10 protein-coding genes are annotated in these 17,702 nt (G+C 70.0%); 9 read left to right on the forward strand and 1 reads right to left on the reverse strand.

What is annotated here, in order from left to right:
* Nucleotides 1–43 precede the first annotated feature (43 nt).
* The 8 genes from NBG84_RS34245 to NBG84_RS34280 all read left to right on the forward strand — a co-directional run bounded on the left by NBG84_RS34245 (nt 44) and on the right by NBG84_RS34280 (nt 14,649).
* Nucleotides 44–955 carry a hypothetical protein gene (locus NBG84_RS34245; RefSeq protein WP_250923586.1) on the forward strand — a complete coding sequence of 304 codons (912 nt, stop codon included), beginning with the start codon at nt 44–46 and terminating at the stop codon, nt 953–955.
* 230 nt (nt 956–1,185) lie between these two features.
* Nucleotides 1,186–1,938 (forward strand): TIGR03936 family radical SAM-associated protein, encoded by a 753-nt coding sequence (locus NBG84_RS34250; protein WP_250923587.1) that lies wholly within the window; start codon nt 1,186–1,188, stop codon nt 1,936–1,938.
* Nucleotides 1,939–2,216: 278 nt separating this feature from the next.
* Nucleotides 2,217–6,548 carry an Rne/Rng family ribonuclease gene (locus tag NBG84_RS34255; protein ID WP_250923588.1) on the forward strand — a complete coding sequence of 1,444 codons (4,332 nt, stop codon included), beginning with the start codon at nt 2,217–2,219 and terminating at the stop codon, nt 6,546–6,548.
* A 334-nt stretch (nt 6,549–6,882) separates the two neighbouring features.
* The gene (locus tag NBG84_RS34260; RefSeq protein ID WP_250923589.1) at nt 6,883–8,001 is read left to right on the forward strand and encodes a DegT/DnrJ/EryC1/StrS family aminotransferase; all 1,119 of its coding nucleotides are present in this window, start codon (nt 6,883–6,885) and stop codon (nt 7,999–8,001) included.
* Entirely contained in the window at nt 7,998–9,020 is a 1,023-nt protein-coding gene (locus NBG84_RS34265; RefSeq protein ID WP_308312147.1) for a Gfo/Idh/MocA family protein, read from the forward strand. The genes NBG84_RS34260 and NBG84_RS34265 overlap by 4 nt, the downstream gene beginning before the upstream one ends.
* Nucleotides 9,021–9,044: 24 nt before the next feature.
* Entirely contained in the window at nt 9,045–10,682 is a 1,638-nt protein-coding gene (locus NBG84_RS34270) for a glycosyltransferase family 2 protein (protein ID WP_250923595.1), read from the forward strand.
* Nucleotides 10,679–11,962: a nucleotide sugar dehydrogenase gene (locus tag NBG84_RS34275; RefSeq protein WP_250923590.1), complete on the forward strand. Its 1,284-nt coding sequence runs from the start codon at nt 10,679–10,681 to the stop codon at nt 11,960–11,962. The genes NBG84_RS34270 and NBG84_RS34275 overlap by 4 nt, the downstream gene beginning before the upstream one ends.
* A 77-nt stretch (nt 11,963–12,039) precedes the next feature.
* A complete protein-coding gene (locus NBG84_RS34280; protein ID WP_250923591.1) occupies nt 12,040–14,649 on the forward strand; it encodes a glycosyltransferase in 2,610 nt (869 codons plus the stop codon).
* Between the two features lie 95 nt (nt 14,650–14,744).
* On the opposite strand, the gene wecB is transcribed toward NBG84_RS34280, so the two are convergent.
* A complete protein-coding gene (gene wecB, locus NBG84_RS34285) occupies nt 14,745–15,836 on the reverse strand; it encodes a non-hydrolyzing UDP-N-acetylglucosamine 2-epimerase (protein ID WP_250923592.1) in 1,092 nt (363 codons plus the stop codon).
* A 162-nt stretch (nt 15,837–15,998) separates the two neighbouring features.
* Between wecB and NBG84_RS34290 the strand changes: the two genes are divergently transcribed.
* The gene (locus NBG84_RS34290) at nt 15,999–17,645 is read left to right on the forward strand and encodes a glycosyltransferase family 4 protein (RefSeq protein ID WP_250923593.1); all 1,647 of its coding nucleotides are present in this window, start codon (nt 15,999–16,001) and stop codon (nt 17,643–17,645) included.
* Nucleotides 17,646–17,702: the final 57 nt, after the last annotated feature.

The raw sequence follows: 17,702 nt of genomic DNA on the forward strand, positions 1-17,702 counted from the left end.
CCCACCACGGTCACGGGGGATACACACGAATGTCTGAATCGTCATGAGCGCCGAAGGGAAGACCGCCCGCCCCGGCGCGGCGTCGGAGGACGGGGGATGTCTCGCCGCGGTGGTGCGGGTGCCCGTGCGCATCGTGGTGCTGGTGGTGGTCGTACCGCTGCGGTTGCTCTGGGACCTGCTGGTAGCCATGGGCCGGGGATTCCGCCGCCATCTGCTGGAGCCGCTGCGCCCGGCGCTGCGCTGGCTCGGCCAGCGGGTGCTCGCGCCCATCGGCCGCGGCCTGGTCCATCTGCTGCGCTTCCTCGGCAAGCTGATCTTCGTCTGGCCCTGGGTGGGGCTCTGGCGCTACTTCCTGGTCCCGCTCTCGACCTACGGCATCGCGGCACCCCTCATCTGGATCTACCGCGAGGTCCTCACCCGGCTCGGCCGACTCACCGTGCCGCTGCTGCGGTACGCCCTTCTCATACCCCTTCAGTGGATCTACGTCTGGGTGCTCACCCCCATCGGCCAGGGCAGCAGCTGGCTGCTCAGGGCCTGCTGGAGGGGGCTGCTCTGGACCCTGTTCCATCTGGTCGCCCGGCCCGTGGTCTGGCTCGCACAGCAAGTGATCGGTCCGCTGTTCTCCCTGCTCTGGCGCTATGTGCTCGCACCGGTCCTGCGCGGACTCGCCTCGGCGGCGAGCTTCGCCTGGAAGGTCGCCGGATATATCTCACGTGCCATCGGCGGCGCGCTGTTCTGGTGCTACGCCACCTTTGTCGCGCCCCCCGCCCGCTGGTGCTACCGAACGCTCTTCACTCCGGTCGGCCATCTGGTGCGCGATCTCCTCTGGCGGCCGGCCCGCACGACGGCGGCTGAGGCGGGCCGGGCCGCTCGCTCGGCCCTTCGATCGGCCCGGGAAACGGTGCGCCGGATGACCGGCAGCACCCGGCGAGCGCCGAGGAAGCGGCGCAGGTAGCGGAACCTGGGGAACCGGTAGCGCCCGCGGAGCGTACTCTGGGTAGTACAACGACTGTCCCCGGCGCGGCGGCCGGGCCCGAGATCTCCCTCCGTAAGCAGGGGTGAGCCGGGCAGGCCCGCACGGGAAGCCGAATTCCGAGGGCAGGCGCGCCACCCGCGCCAGCCCCGCAGCGAGGAGAAGAACCCCTGGGCAAGCGACAGCCCGAAGGCCCGCCGCCCGCACCCGCGGTGCAGCGCATCAGACTGCGCTACACCAAGCGTGGCCGCCTCCGGTTCACCAGTCACCGCGACTTTCAGCGCGCCTTCGAGCGGGCGCTTCGGCGTGCCGAGGTACCCATGGCTTACTCGGCCGGCTTCACCCCGCACCCGAAGGTGTCGTACGCCAATGCCGCACCCACCGGCACGGGCAGCGAGGCCGAGTATCTGGAGATCGCGCTCACCCAGCACCGCGACCCGGACACCCTGCGTGAGCTGCTCAACGAGTCCCTGCCACCCGGCTTGGACATCACCGACGCCGTGGAGGCCCGGACCTCGGGGCTCGCGGATCGGCTCACCGCATCGGTGTGGGAACTGCGCCTCGACGGCGTCGCGGACGAGGACGCGGAGCGGGCCGTGGCCGCTTTCCTCGTCGCGGAGACCGTCGAGGTCCAGCGAAGAACGAAGAACGGCATGCGGACGTTCGACGCGCGGGCCGCGGTGGCCGAGCTCAGGGCTTGTCCACAGCCTGATAGGCCCGCGGACGAGCGCTGTGCGATACTGCGGCTGGTGGTTCGGCACGTAACACCTGCCGTACGACCCGACGACGTCCTGTCCGGTCTCCGCGCTGTGGCCGACCTGGCGCCGCCGGTCCCCGCAGCGGTGACCAGGCTGGCGCAGGGGCTCTTCGACGAGGAGTCCGGCACGGTGACCGACCCGCTCGCGCTCGACCGCGAGGCAGTTCCGATCGCCCCACCCACGGCCGTCGGTACCGCCTCCCCCTAGCTCAGCCAGGGGGCCGCGACGCCGCCTGATGGTCCCGCCGCGCGCCCAGGCAGTCGTTGTAGCGCAACCCTGGCACTCGGGAGCCACCTGGGTCGGGTCGCGCGCAGACCAGAAGACTTTCGCCAGGCCGTGCGTACATCGCGTACGGAACCGGCGAGCCAGACATCAGCTCCCGTGCGGCGCACGCGCCCCGGACGGCCGTACCGCGTTCTACGCGGACCGGGACCGGACCGGAATGAGGCGCGGCGCCCGGGAGCGTGACGGGAGAACCGCCCGCAATGCACCAGTCGAACGAACCCGGTACCACCGGGAACCACAGCGAAGACAGTAATTCTCCGAGCGACACACTGCCGCCGCGCCGTCGCCGCCGCGCCGCCTCGCGCCCCGCGGGGCCGCCGGGCGCCGCCGAAACGGCTGCTGCCGCACCGGCAGAGGCCGCGTCTGAGGCTTCCGTCGCCGAGGCCGCTCCGGTGGTTTCGGCGGTCGAGGAGCCTGAGGCGCCGCGTACTCGTCGGCGTGCCACGCGCAAGGTTTCCGCGCCGGCTGGCTCCGCCGAGCCCGCCGTGGCGGCAACGCCCGCTGCCGGCGTTGCCCCGGAGACCTCGAATGCCTCGGATGCCTCCGTGGACGCTGAGGCTCCGGCGCCGCGTCGCCGTCGTCGTGCGTCCGCCCCTGCCGGTACGCCGGCCGATGTGGATACTCCGGTCGCCGAGGCCGCGCCCGAGGCTTCCGTCGCCGAGGCCGCTCCGGTGGGTTCGGCGGTCGAGGAGCCTGAGGCGCCGCGTACTCGTCGGCGTGCCACGCGCAAGGTTTCCGCGCCGGCTGGCTCCGCCGAGCCCACCGCGCCTGCTGAGGCTTCCGTCGCCGAGGCCGCTGCGGCCGCTGAGCTGCCCGAAGCCGCCGATTCCGAGGCCCCCGCGCCCCGCAAGCGCCGCCGTGCCACCCGTCAGGTGAGCGCCCCCGAGGCGGTCGCCGAGCCGGCCGCTGCGGCTGAAGCGCCTGCTGCCGGCGTTGCCCCGGAGACCTCGAATGCCTCGGATGCCTCCGTGGACGCTGAGGCTCCGGCGCCGCGTCGCCGTCGTCGTGCGTCCGCCCCTGCCGGTACGCCCGCTGCCGAGACCGTTGCCGAGACGCCCGCAGCCGCCCCCGAGGCCGTTGCCGAACAGCCCGAGCCGACCGAGGCTCCCGCTGGCGCTGAGGCCCCGGCCCCGCGCACCCGCCGCCGTGCCACCCGCGGGACCACCACTCCGGTGGCCCAGGCCGAGGCGCCCAAGGCCTCCCCTGATGAGACCGCCGCCGATGCCCGGCCCGAGGCTCCCGCCGCGCGGACCGCGTCGCAGCAGCCCGTAGCCCCGGAGAGCGAGGCCGCCGAGAAGGGCGCGCCCCGCGGCCGGGCACGCGGGCGTCGGGTGGTCTCACCCGAGTTCACCGCCCAGCCGGCGCACCGCGCGGACGACAGCGCCCGCGCGCGCCGCGCCGCCCGCCCCGCCGTGGCCGTCTTCCAGGCTCCGGTCTTCACCGAGCCGATGTTCCAGACTCCGGAGACGGCCGCTGCGGCTGCCGCCGCCGCCGCGCTCGACGTCGAGGACGAAGACGAGGAGTTCACCGAGCCCGCACCGGCCCCGGAGCCCGTCGAGGCCCCCGCGCCGGTCGTCGCGGCGGCGCCCGAGCCCACGGGCCGTCGCCGTCGCCGCCGCCGCGGTGAGTCCGCCGAGCCGGTGGAGCCCGCCGAGTCCGTCGAGCCCGCCGAGTCCGTCGAGCGGGAGGCGCGCGACGAGCCGCAGCGGTCCGCTCAGGTTTCCCCGCAGGTCCTTGAGGAGCCCGCCACCGCCGACAGCGCGGACAGCGCCGAAGGTGTGGACGGCTCCGACAACGATGACCACGACGAGTCGGGCGACCGCCCTTCGCGCCGTCGCCGCCGCGGTGGCCGTCGTCGCCGTCGTGGCGAGGCGCCCGACGCCGATGGCACCTCCGACGAGCAGGGTTACGAGCAGCAGTTCGAGGAGCCCGCGGCGGAGGAGGAGAACGACTCCACCGACGAGGGCGACGAAGAGCACGAGGATGACTCCGACTCCGGTACCTCCGCCACCACCTCCAGCAGCCGTCGCCGGCGTCGTCGTCGGCGCCGCAGCGGTGAGTCGATGGCCGATGAGGAGGCGGGGGGCGGCGATCCGGAGCGTACGGTCGTCAAGGTCCGTGAGCCGAGGGCCGCACGCGCCAAGCTGGACGATGCGTCGGACTTCCAGGACGCGGTGCAGTCCATCAAGGGCTCCACTCGCCTGGAGGCGAAGAAGCAGCGCCGTCGTGAGGGTCGTGAGCAGGGCCGTCGGCGCGTTCCGATCATCACGGAGGCCGAGTTCCTGGCCCGTCGTGAGGCCGTTGAGCGGGTGATGGTCGTCCGCCAGAGCGGTGAGCGCACCCAGATCGGTGTCCTTGAGGACAATGTGCTGGTCGAGCACTACGTCAACAAGGAACAGGCCACGTCGTACGTCGGCAATGTCTACCTGGGCAAGGTGCAGAACGTTCTGCCGTCCATGGAGGCCGCGTTCGTCGACATCGGCAAGGGCCGCAACGCGGTGCTGTACGCCGGCGAGGTCAACTTCGAGGCGCTCGGCATGGCGAACGGCCCGCGTCGGATCGAGGTCGCGCTGAAGTCCGGCCAGTCCGTGCTCGTCCAGGTGACGAAGGACCCGATCGGACACAAGGGCGCCCGGCTGACCAGCCAGGTCTCGCTGCCCGGCCGCTATCTGGTGTACGTCCCCGAGGGCTCGATGACCGGCATCAGCCGGAAGCTGCCCGACACCGAGCGCGCCCGGCTGAAGACCATCCTCAAGAAGATCGTCCCTGAGGACGCGGGTGTCATCGTGCGCACCGCCGCCGAAGGGGCGAGCGAGGACGAGTTGCGTCGCGATGTGGAGCGGCTCCAGTCGCAGTGGGAGGACATCCAGAAGAAGGCGAAGAGCGGCGGCAGCTCCAACGCGCCCTCGCTGCTCTACGGCGAGCCGGACATGACGGTCCGGGTCGTCCGCGACATCTTCAACGAGGACTTCTCCAAGGTCATCGTCAGTGGCTCCGAGGCGTGGGAGACCATCCACGGCTATGTGTCGCACGTGGCGCCCGATCTCGCCGACCGTCTTCAGCGCTGGACCAGCGAGGTCGATGTCTTTGCGACCTACCGGATCGACGAGCAGCTGATGAAGGCGCTGGACCGCAAGGTCTGGCTGCCGTCCGGCGGTTCGCTGGTGATCGACAAGACGGAGGCCATGATCGTGGTCGACGTCAACACCGGTAAGTTCACCGGCCAGGGCGGCAATCTGGAAGAGACCGTCACCAGGAACAACCTGGAGGCGGCCGAGGAGATCGTGCGCCAGCTGCGGCTGCGCGACCTCGGCGGCATCGTCGTCGTCGACTTCATCGACATGGTGCTCGAATCCAACCGTGATCTGGTGATGCGGCGCCTGCTGGAGTGCCTGGGCCGGGATCGGACCAAGCATCAGGTAGCCGAAGTCACCTCGCTGGGTCTGGTTCAGATGACCCGTAAGCGGGTGGGCCAGGGTCTGCTGGAGTCCTTCTCCGAGACCTGTGTCCACTGCAACGGCCGTGGTGTGATCGTGCATATGGAGCAGCCGTCGTCCCTGGGCGGCGGTGGTGGCGGCAAGCGCTCCAAGAAGCGTGGCCGCGGCGGTTCGGAGCAGGGCCACGAGCACGAGCACGAGACGGCGGTCGCCGAAGAGCAGGTCGAGTCCGAGGCGGAGCTCGCCGCCGAGGTGGCCGAGCCGGTGGCGCTCGCCGAACCCGAGTTCGTACCGGACGAGGATCTGTACAGCAGCGCTGCTGAGGCGGAGGCGGCCGCCCAGCGCGGCCGTGGCCGCCGCCGGGCGACGCGCCGGGTATCGGCACCCGGCGGTGCGCCGAGGTCCCCCGAGACCAGGGCGGTTACCGAGCCCGCGCGGCAGTCGGAGCCCGAGCCGCAGCCGGTTGAAGCTGAGCCGGAGGTGGCCCCGCCGGCCGCCGAGTCCGTGGCGCAGACCCCGGAAGCGGCCCCCGCCGGCCGTACCCGCCGTAGGGCCACCCGTAAGGCCACGGCCCCCGCTGGCGCACCCACGGCCGCCGAGCCGGAGGTCGTCGTGGAGGTCGAGCCCAAGTCGGCTGAGTCCAAGCCGGTTGCGTCCGAGCCGGTTGCGTCCGAGCCGGTCGAGGTCGTCGAGGCTCCTGCGGAAGCGGCGACTCCCGAGGCCGCCCCGCCGAGGGCCCGTCGTCGGGTGACCCGCAAGGTCACCGCTCCGGCCGGGTCGCCTTCGGGTGCCGAGGAGGCGGCTGTCGTCGTGGTGGCCGCGGCCGAGGCGCCGGCCAAGCCTGCCGAGGCCCCGGCGGACGCCTCCGACACGCCCGGTGCCGTCGAAGCCGAAAGCGCCGACGGCGCCCCGGCCAAGAAGGCCGCCGCACGCAAGACGGCGAAGAAAGCCACTGCGAAGAAGGTCGCCGCTAAGAAGACAACGGCGAAGAAGAGCGCGGCGAAGAAGACAACCGCCAAGAAGGCCAGCGCGAAGAAGACTTCCGCGGCCGAGCAGCAGTCGCCCGCGTCTGTGACGGCGGCCACCGAGAGCTGAACAACTGATGAGCCCTCAGTGAATGAATCGTGTCCCATCCCACAGTTCGTGGGATGGGACACGGTTTTGTCTCCGAATTGATGCAGTCGGTGGCTAAGGGCCCCCGAAGTTACTGGGGAAATCCCTGATAATGTGACGGCAGTCGCTGCCGGGTTTGTGAACCCGTTCCGGACACTCCGGCGGGTGACCGGCTCGGCTCGGGACACGACCGGTCCCAGATCCTCGGTAGGGCGTTGGCTTTGCGCCGAAGGGGTGTGCACGGCCTCGCGAGACGTCCGCACCGCCCCAGACCTCCTGCCACAGAGAGCTCTTGCGGTGTTCAAGGAGGACGTCCATGACGAGCAGCAATCAGCAGCCGATTCCCGCTGCCCGCCCGATCATCGGTGAAGAAGAGATCGAGGCGGCGGTACGGGTTCTGCGTTCCGGGCGAGTTGTACAAGGCCCCGAAGTAGCAGCGTTTGAAGAGGGATTCTCCGAGCTGGTGGACGGTCGGCACTGCGTCGCCGTCAACTCCGGCACATCCGCACTGCATCTGCTGTTGTTGGCCCTGGGCATTGGCCCCGGTGATGAGGTGATCGTTCCCTCGTTCACTTTTGCCGCGACTGCGAACGTGGTCCGGTTGGTCGGCGCAGACCCTGTCTTTGCCGACATCGATGCCGATACCTATTGCCTTTCCCCCGCCGCGGTCGAGGCCGCTATTACCCCGCGCACCGCTGCGATCATGCCGGTGCACCTCTACGGCCACCCCGCGGCGATGGATCAGCTCATGGCCATAGCGGCCAAGCACAAGCTGGCCGTGGTGGAAGACGCCTGCCAGGCACACGCCGCGGCGCTGAACGGCACCCCGGTCGGCGCCTTCGGAGCCGGCGGGACCTTCAGCTTCTACCCGACCAAGAACATGCACTCCCTTGAGGGCGGCATGGTCTCCACCGGCGACGCCGAGATCGCCCGTACCCTGCGGCTGCTGCGCAACCAGGGCATGGAGCAGCGGTACGCCAATGAGATCGTCGGCGTCAACATGCGGCTGACCGATGTCGCCGCCGCGATCGGCCGCGTACAGCTCGCCAAGCTGGGCGGCTGGACCGATCAGCGCATCGCCAACGCCGCGTACCTCACCAAGCACATCACCGCGCCCAATGTGACCACTCCGGTCGTCGCCGAGGGTGCGCACCACATCTACCACCAGTACACGATCCGCTTCAGCGGTGACCGCGACGCCGCCATGGCCAAGCTCACCGAAGCAGGGGTCGGCAACGCGGTCTACTACCCGACCCCGGTCCACCAGCTGAAGCCGTTCTGGGAGCCGGACCAGAAGGCCGGCCGCAACTGGGACCTGCCGGAGACCGCGCGGGCCGCCGCCGAGGTCATCTCGCTGCCGGTGCACCCCTCGCTGTCCACGGAAGACCTTGAACGCATCGTCGTCGCCGTGAATGATCTTGGAGAGAATCTGTGACCACCGCGGGAGCACAGGGACTGCGCGCCGGCCTGGTCGGCCTTGGCTCGATGGGCCGCCACCACGCCCGGGTACTCGCCGGGCTGGACGGAGTCCAGTTCGTCGGCGTCGTTGACCCGATGGGGGACAAGAACGGCTGGGCGCAGGGCGTCCCCGTGCTGTCGAGCGTCGAGGAGCTGATCGCCCTCGGTATCGACTACGCCGTGGTGGCCTGCCCGACCGCTCTGCATGAGGAAGTCGGTCTGGCGCTGGCCGAGGCCGGAATCTGCGCTTTGATCGAAAAGCCCGTCGCCGACACCGTGGAAGGTGCCCGCCGGCTCGTTGAGGCGTTCGAATCCCGCGACCTGGTCGCCGGTGTCGGCCATATCGAGCGCTGCAACCCCGCGCTGCTCTCGCTGCGCCAGCGGCTGGAGGCCGGTGAGCTCGGCGATGTCTACCAGGTCGTCACCCGCCGTCAGGGCCCCTTCCCCCACCGCATCGCCGATGTCGGTGTGGTCAAGGACCTCGCGACCCATGACATCGACCTCACTGGCTGGGTGACCGGCCAGACGTACACCTCGATCTCCGCGCGTACGGTGTCGAAGTCGGGCCGCAAGCACGAGGACATGGTCTCCGCGGTCGGTCAGCTCTCCGACGGCACCATGGTCAACCACCTGGTGAACTGGCTGAGCCCGCTCAAGGAGCGTTTCACCTCGGTCACCGGTGAGAAGGGCTGCTTCATCGCGGACACCCTCACCGCCGACCTCACCTTCTACTCCAACGCCGCCCAGGCCACCGAGTGGGAGGCGCTCCAGGCGTTCCGCGGTGTCGCCGAGGGCGACATGATCCGTTACGCCATTCCGAAGCGTGAGCCGCTGCTGGTCGAGCACGAGCTGTTCCGCGACGCGGTTCTCGGCAAGGTCGTCGACATCTGCACGCTGCGGCAGGGTCTGCGTACCGTCGAGGTGGCGGCGGCCGTCCTTGCGTCGGCGGCGGACGGCAGAACCGTTGATCTTTCCGCGCGCGCAGTGGCCCAGTAGGGCGAGGGAGCCTTGTCCACTCCTGTGACCAGTCCTGATGTCACCGTCGTCGTCGCCGTGTACAACACGATGCCGTATCTGACGGAGTGCCTCAGTTCCCTTGTCGGGCAGTCCATTGGCAGGGACCGGCTGGAGATCGTGGCCGTCGACGACGGTTCCACGGACGACAGCGGAGCGGAGCTCGACCGCTTCGCGCAGCAGTACCCAGACACCGTGAAGGTGATTCACCAGACGAACTCCGGCGGCCCTGCCGCGCCCAGTAACAGGGCGCTGGAAGTGGCCACCGGCCGGTATGTCTACTTCATCGGCTCCGACGACTACCTCGGCGAGGAAGCGCTGGAGCGGATGGTGGCCTGCGCCGACAAGAACGACTCCGATGTCGTCGTCGGCAAGATGGTCGGCACCAACGGCCGCTACGTCCACCAGGCGCTCTACAAAGAGAGCGTCTCGGACGTGGACCTGTTCGACTCGGCGCTGCCCTTCACGCTGGCCAACACCAAGCTGTTCCGGCGCGCCCTGGTGGAGCGGCACAAGCTGCGGTTCCCCGAGGACATGCCGGTCGGAAGCGACCAGCCGTTCACCATCGAGGCGTGCGTCCGGGCCCGGAAGATCTCGGTGCTCGCGGACTACACCTACTACTACGCGGTCAAGCGCGGCGATTCGAGCAACATCACCTACCGTGCCGACCATCTGGCCCGGCTGCGGTGCACGGCGCGGATCATGCACCACGCGGCCGAGTTGATCGAAGCCGGTCCGAACCGGGACACCCTCTTCAAGCGCCACTTCACCTGGGAGCTTGCCAAGCTGGTGCAGGGTGACTTCCTCGCGCTGGACGGGCGTACGCAGCGCCAGGTGTGCTCCGGTATAGCCGAGTTGGCCGGCAAGTACCTCACCGACCCGCTGCGTGACGCGCTTCCGGTGCAGCGCCGGGTCCGCCTGACACTGGCCCACAAGGGAGCGGTGGACGAGCTGGTCCGGGCCATCGAGGCCGAAGAGCCCGGCGGGTCGCTGCTGTTCCTGCTGGAGGGCGACCAGGCCGCGAGCGGGCGGGCGTTCGCCCACTACCCCGGCTTCCGGGAGCCCCTGCTGAACATTCCCGACCGGGTGTTCGAGGTACTCGACGAGTCGGTGGCAGCCCAACTCGCCGCCGGTACGGAGCTGATCGAATCCGCCTGGGTGCAGCGCGGAGACGACCTCGCGCTCCAGATCGCGGTGCGTACCGCGTTCAGTGGGAACACCTCGGCGGCCGTCATCCGGCTGCTGCCGGGGAACTTTCCCAAGGGCTCCGACCAGGCCGGGGGCCGAAGGCTGCCGTTCGGCAGGGAAGTGCCCCCTCTGGTGGGTGAGTTCACCCGCGAGGAGTCCGACACCGGCACCGTGATCCGGGCGACCATTCCCGTGGAGCCGCGTTCGGCGTCCCTCGCGGTCCGGGTGCACGCCGAGGTCGCCGGGGCGGTGTACGAGATCCCGGTGCCCGCCCGGGACAAGCCGATGCCGCTGGCCAGACGCTGGCGCAGCACCACCCCCTACCGTGTCGCCGCGCGGGTGAACAACAAGGGCCGGATGATCGTCGTGACCGGCCCGCTGTTCCCGCCCCCTAGCAGATTGTGGCCGCGAGTACGGTCCCGTCTGGCCCGTATGAAGAGGAAGACAACCCGATGAATATCTGTGTAGTAGCGCTCGGCAAGATCGGGCTCCCGCTCGCCGTGCAGTTCGCGGCGAAGGGCCACAAGGTCATCGGCGCCGATGTGAACGAGAAGGTCGTCGAGCTGGTCAACGCCGGCACCGAGCCGTTCCCCGGTGAGCATGACCTGGACCGGCTGCTCAAGGAGACGGTGGGCGCGGGGCTGCTGTCCGCGACCACCGACACCGCCGCCGCGGTCGCCCAGTCCGATGCCGTTGTCGTCGTCGTTCCGCTCTTCGTGGACGCCGAGGGCACCCCCGACTTCGGCTGGATGGACTCCGCGACCCAGGCCATCGCCCGGGGGCTGAAGCCCGGCACCCTCGTCTCGTACGAGACCACGCTGCCGGTGGGCACCACCCGCACCCGCTGGGCGCCGATGCTCCAGGAGGGCTCGGGCCTCACCGCCGGCAAGGACTTCCACCTCGTCTTCTCGCCGGAGCGGGTGCTCACCGGCCGGGTCTTCGCCGATCTGCGCCGCTACCCGAAGCTCGTCGGCGGCATTGACGAGACCTCCGCCCGGCACGGTGTGGAGTTCTACGAGAAGGTCCTCGACTTCGACGAGCGCGAGGACCTCTCCCGTCCGAACGGCGTGTGGGACCTCGGCACCGCCGAGGCGTCGGAGTTGGCCAAGCTCGCCGAGACCACCTACCGCGATGTCAACATCGGCTTGGCGAACCAGTTCGCCCGGTTCGCTGACAAGAACGACATCGACATCAAGAAGGTCATCGAGGCCTGCAACTCGCAGCCCTACAGCCATATCCACCAGCCCGGCATCGCCGTGGGTGGTCACTGCATCCCGATCTATCCGCGGATGTACCTGTGGAACGACCCGGAGGCGACCGTCGTCCGCTCGGCGCGTGAGGCCAATGCCGCCATGCCCGAGTACGCCGTCGATCTGCTGGCCGCCGCCTACGGCGACCTGACGGGTGCGGAGGTGCTTGTGCTCGGTGCCGCCTACCGGGGCGGAGTCAAGGAGACGGCCTTCTCCGGCGTCTTCCCGACCGTCGAGGCGCTCGCCGCGCGCGGTGCCGTCGCCTATGTCTCGGACCCGATGTACACGGCCGATGAGCTGGTGGCGCACGGGCTCACCCCCCACCAGGGGGAGAAGGTCACCGCGGCTGTCCTCCAGGCTGACCACTCCGAGTACCAGGAACTGGCCGCGGCGGACCTGCCGGACGTCACCGTGCTGGTCGACGGCCGTCGTGTCACGGACCCCGCGCGGTGGGCCGGAGTCCGTCGCGTCGTCATCGGCGGCTGACCCAAAGAAGTGTTCGGCTCGGCCCGGCTGTCTGACGGCCGGGCCCACAAGCCGTTTCTCTGTGTGAGGATTTGTGTATGTCTACGTCTGTCACCCGGCCCAAGCTGGCCGTCATCGTCGCCAACGGCATCACTGGGGACTCCCGGGTGCAGAAGACCGCTCTGGCGGCGGCGCGTGCCGGATGGGATGTCACCCTCATCGGCCGCAGTACGGCGAAGAAGGCCGAGCACTCGTGGTTCGGCCCGGTCAAGGTGGTGCGCCTGCCGGTCGGAAACCGTATGGAACGACTTGTCACCGCGAAGAACAACCGTGGTGGTCCACGGGCCAGATTGACCCAGTTCGGCATCCGCGACGGTGAGAACCTCAACCAGATGCGGGACGCGCACCGGGCCTGGGTCCGTGAGAAGACCACTCGTATCGGATACCTCAGTGACTCCCCGGTGGCCGGTGCGACGGTCGCCGGTCTGAAAGCATGGGTGCACGCGCGACGCAGTGCGCACCAGTTCCGGGTGAAGGCCTACCGCTGGGAGCAGCGCCGCAAGTCGCAGAAGACCACCGGCGACTGGCGCGAGGACTGGCCGGCGCTGCTCGACCTCGATCTGGCCTTCGGCCCGTTCATCGAGGAACTGGCACCGGACGTCATCCACGCCAATGACATCACCATGATCCACACTGCCGCCCGGGCCGCTTCCCGACTGCGGGCCCGCGGCCTGAAGTGCTCCTGGCTGTACGACTCCCATGAGTACGTCGCGGGAATAGAGTGGGCCAAGCCGGCGATGAGGACCGCCTTCCCGGCAGTGGAGCGCGAGTTCATCGGCCGGGCTGACGCGGTGGTGACGGTCTCGCCTGAGCTGGCCGAGATGCTGCGGGCCGACCACAAGCTGTCCCGGACGCCCGCCGTCGTACGCAACGCCCCGATCCGTTCCGTCGTGGGCGACGCCGTCGGCCGGGTCTCCGTCCGTACCGCCTGCGGTCTGGACGAGGGCGTACCGCTGATGGTCTACGCGGGGTGGATCGCCCCCGATCGCGGTGTCGCCACCGCCGTCGAGGCGCTCGTCCAGCTGCCGGAGCACCATCTGGCGCTGGTGTCGGGCCGGGTCACCGCCGGACTGACCGCGCTGCGCGAGCTGGCGGCCGAGCTGGGGGTGCGCGATCGGGTCCATGTCGTCCCCTACGTCCCCCAGCACGAGGTGCCGGACTACCTCTCCAGCGCCGACCTGGGGCTGACCCCGTTCCACCGCATCCCGAACGTGGAGAGCTCACTGCCCACCAAGGCGGCCGAGTATCTGCACGCCCGGCTGCCGATCATCACCAGCGACATAAAGGCGATGAGCGAGTTCGTCCGGGTGCACGGCGTCGGTGAGGTGTTCACCGCCGAGGACACGGAGTCCTTCGTCGCGGCCGTCAAGCGGGCCACCACCGACCATGACGCCCTCCAGCGGAGCATCAACGAAGCGCTGCTCACGGACCTCTCCTGGGAGCACCAGGCGGAGGTGCTGCTGAAGGTCTACACCGAGATCTCCGGGAAGGCCCCGGCCGAGCCGCTCACCGGTATGCGCTGGGACGCCGAGGAGCGCAAGGTCGCGTCTCCGTCGGCCAAGAAGCTTGAGGACCTGGACCGCGCCTGGCGACCGCTCGGCCCCACGCCGATCAAGCTGGGACTGGCGCCGGCCAACTACGCGGGTCAGCTCGCCTCCTATGCGACGGCGATCACCCGGATGCGGGACGATGTGTCGGCGGAGGTGGTCAAGCACCGGGCCCCGACCCAGAAGCACGACTACCCGGCCGATGTCTACTTCGACGTCGCCGCCCTGCGCAACCTCGACGTCCAGCTGGAACTGGTCCAGCGGACCGTGCGTCGCTACACCCATCTCATCGCCGACGCCTTCCGCCCGGTCTTCGGCGGCCTGAACGGCGGCAGCATCGAGGGCGACCTCGCCGCGCTGGAGCACGCCAGGATCAAGGTGGCGCTCCTCGCCCACGGCAGTGAGGTCAGGGATCCCGCACGGCACCGCAAGCGCAATCCCTACTCCCTCTTCCTCGACGCCCCGGACGGCTACGAGGAGACCTTGACGACCTTGGCCGTGCGCAACCGGCGGATCGCGGAGGAGGCCGGTCTGCCGGTCTTCGTCACCACCCCCGATCTGCTGCTCGACCTGCCGATGGCGACCTGGGCACCGCTCGTGGTGGACCTGGACATGTGGGCCTGTGACCGGCCGGTGATGGAGCGCAAGCGGCCGGTGGTCGTCCATGCCCCGTCCGCGCGCTGGTCCAAGGGAACGGACCGGGTGCTCCCGCTGCTGGAGGACCTGAACGCACGAGGGGTCATCGACTTCCAGCTCGCGGAGAACGTCGCCTGGTCCCGGGTGCGGGAGCTGGTGATGGACGCGGACATCGTGATCGACCAGTTCGCGATCGGCGCTTACGGCACCTTCGCCTGTGAGGGCATGGCGGCGGGCAAGCCGGTCATCGCCTATCTCGACGAGGAGTCCATCGCGGCCTCCGGAGTGACTCCGCCGATCGTCAACGCGACTCCGCAGACGCTCGCTTCGGTCATGGAGCGGCTGCTCGACGATCCGGAGGCGACCGCCCGCATCGGACGGGAGTCCGCCGACTACGTCCGCGAGTACCACGACGGTACGGCGACGGTGGCGGCGCTGGACTCCTTCCTCACCAAGAGGGCCTGAGCCCCCAAGCCCCCGGCTCGGCGAAAGGCGCCCTGCCACCTTCCGCAGTGGAGGTGGCAGGGCGCCTTCGGTGCTTCTCGGGACCGCCGGGCGCATCAGCCGCGGTGGGCTTCCTCCAGCAGTTCCACGACCCGCCGGGCGGCGGTGCCGTCGCCGTAGGGGGTGCCACGCTCGGTCGAGGGCGCCGGCCTGGTGGCGAGCTTCGCCCACTCGTCCGCCGCCATCTCGTGCGGGTTCGGGGCGAGGACGTTCCAGCCGCCCTCCAGGGTCTCCACCCACTCGGTCTCGGGGCGGATGGTGGTGCAGGCACGCTCCAGCAGGAAGGTCTCCTTCTGGAGGCCGCCCGAGTCGGTGACCACGCCGGACGACGCCATGACGGCGGCGACCAGGCCCGCGTACGGCAGCGGCCGGCTCGTGTGCACGGAGCCCTGGGTCAGCTTGATGCCGTGCTCCTCGGCGCGGGCGACCAGCCGCGGGTGGGCGAGCAGCGCCACCGGGACCGGGAGCGCGGCCAGCGACTCGACGATCGCGGCGAGCCGAGCGGGGTCGTCCGTGTTGTCCGGGCGGTGCAGGGTGGCCAGGAGGAACGGCTCGTCGGGGTCGATGCCCTCCGGCAGCGCGGGCGCGGGGTGCTCCCCGGCGAGCACCGCGTCCCGGATGCGCAGACAGATGTCGACCATGACGTCGCCGGCCAGCCGGGTGCGCTCCGAGAGCCCCTCGTTGGCGAGGTGGCGCACGGCCTCCTCGGTGGGCGCGAGCAGCAGATCGGCGCAGTGGTCGGTGAGGACGCGGTTGTGCTCCTCGGGCATCCGGCGGTTGAACGAGCGCAGCCCGGCTTCCAGGTGGGCGACCGGCAGATGCATCTTCACCGCGGACAGCGCGCCCGCGACCGTCGAGTTGGTGTCGCCGTAGACGAGGACCCAGTCGGGGCGTTCGTCCGCGAGGACCTTGTCCATGGCGGCGAGGACCGCGCCGGTCTGCACACCGTGGCTTCCGGAGCCGACCCCGAGGTGGACATCGGGGTCGGGGATGCCGAGCCCGGAGAAGAAGACATCGGACAGGTCGGCGTCGTAGTGCTGCCCGGTGTGGACGATGACGTGCTGATGATCGGTGCCTGCGAAAGCGGCGGCGATCGGCGCGAGCTTCACCAGTTGGGGCCGGGCCCCGACGACACTGAGGACCTTCACGTTGCTCTGCTCCTTGAGGGGTTCGGGCGCTGACGGCGCATGGCGATAGTACGTGGCCGTATGTCAAGGCGGAGAATGGGTGATCACGGCGGTGCACGGTATGCTCGCACGCTGCGGCGCGCACCACTGGCCGTGACCGAGTCCATCAGGAAAGGCGCGTACATGAAGCCCGACAGCACCACCCCGGCGCGGGAGACCCGGGGGCGGGTCGTGATGCTCGTCGACAACGGGGTCAAGGCTGACTCGCGGGTCCAGAAGGCTGCTCGTTCCGCGGCCGAGGCGGGTTGGGATGTCGTCCTCTTCGGCGTCTCGGCGACGCCGAAGATCCAGTCCTGGAAGCTCGGCGACGCCCAGGTGCGGCTCATTCCCAAGCCGGCCCATCTGGAGCCGCGCCGTCATGAGCTGCGCCGTCCGCTGCTGCGCAGGCCGCTGGCGTACCGGTCGCAGCAGGTCGCTCAGTACCGCGTGCAGGCCGCCAAGGCATGGCGCTCGGACCTGGCGTTCCGTCAGGCGGCCGCCAAGGCCGCGCAGGCGGGCCACCCGGGCAAGAGCGTGAGCGGTTCCAAGGGACGGCTGCTGCTGCCCCGGGTGTCCGCGAAGCTGGTCAGCAAGTGGGTCGCCCTGCGGGCCCGGGAGACCCGGAACCTGAACAAGCGGCGCAAGCCGCTGACCGCGCCGCTGGACCGCACGACGACGGCGCTGTGGACCAAGCTGATGGGCGAGCGCTCCTGGCGCAGGCTGATGCCGAACCTGTGGGACTTCGAGCTGGCGTTCGCCAAGCACATCGATGACTTCGAGCCCGATCTGATCCACGCCCATGACTTCAAGATGCTCGGCGTGGGCGCGCGGGCGGCGGTGCGGGCCCGGGCGAAGGGCCGCTCGGTCAAGCTGGTCTGGGACGCCCATGAGTTCGTACCCGGTCTTCCCGAGGTCCACGGCCGCTGGGTGCCGGGACACGCGGCCTGGGAGAAGGAGCACGCGGTGTTCGCCGATGCGGCGATCACCGTCTCCCCGTCCCTGGCGCAGATGCTCAAGGACGGACACGGGCTCAAGGAACTGCCCTCCGTCGTACTGAACGCTCCCGTGATGCACCCGGGAGAGGACGAGCTGAAGGGGGTTCCCCCGGTCGGGAACCTGCGGGAGCTGTGCGGCCTCGACGCCGATACGCCCCTGCTCGCCTATGTCGGCGGCATCAGCCCGGTGCGCGGTGTGGAGACCATCATTGAGGCGCTGCCCTCCCTGCCGGGCGTGCACGTGGCGCTGGTGTCGGTCACTCCGCGCAAGATGAAGGCCATTCAGAGCACCCAGAAGATCGTCGACGAACTGGGCGTGGGCGACCGGGTGCACTTCCTGCCGTTCGTGCCGCACTGGCAGGTGCCCGACCACCTGGCCAGCGCGGACGCCGCGGTGAGCCCGCTGCACCACCTGATGAACCACGAGGTGGCGCTGAGCAACAAGTTCTTTGAGTACTCGCAGGCCAGGCTGCCGCTGGTGGTCAGCGACATCCGCACCATGGCCGAGATGGTCCGCTCCACCGGCCAGGGCGAGGTCTTCAAGGCCCAGGACGTCCAGGACTTCGTCCGGGCGACCAAGGCGGTGCTGGAGGACCCGGAGCGCTACCGGAAGGCGTACGACAAGCCGGGTCTGCTGGACGGGTGGACCTGGGAGGCCCAGGCGAAGATCATCGACGAGATCTACACCCGGCTGCTCCCGGACCGGCCGCCGCTGCGGCGCCAGGCCCCGGTCAAGCCGGCTGAGCCGGTCGAGTCAGCTCAGCCGGTCGAGCCCGGGCAGTCCGAGAGCGTCTGATCGGATTCCGGGTGGAGGAGTACGGCTGAGGGCCCCGCACCGGATGGTGCGGGGCCC

Source organism: Streptomyces albipurpureus, from assembly GCF_023701525.1.
In the GTDB taxonomy this organism is placed as follows: Bacteria; Actinomycetota; Actinomycetes; order Streptomycetales; family Streptomycetaceae; genus Streptomyces; species Streptomyces albipurpureus.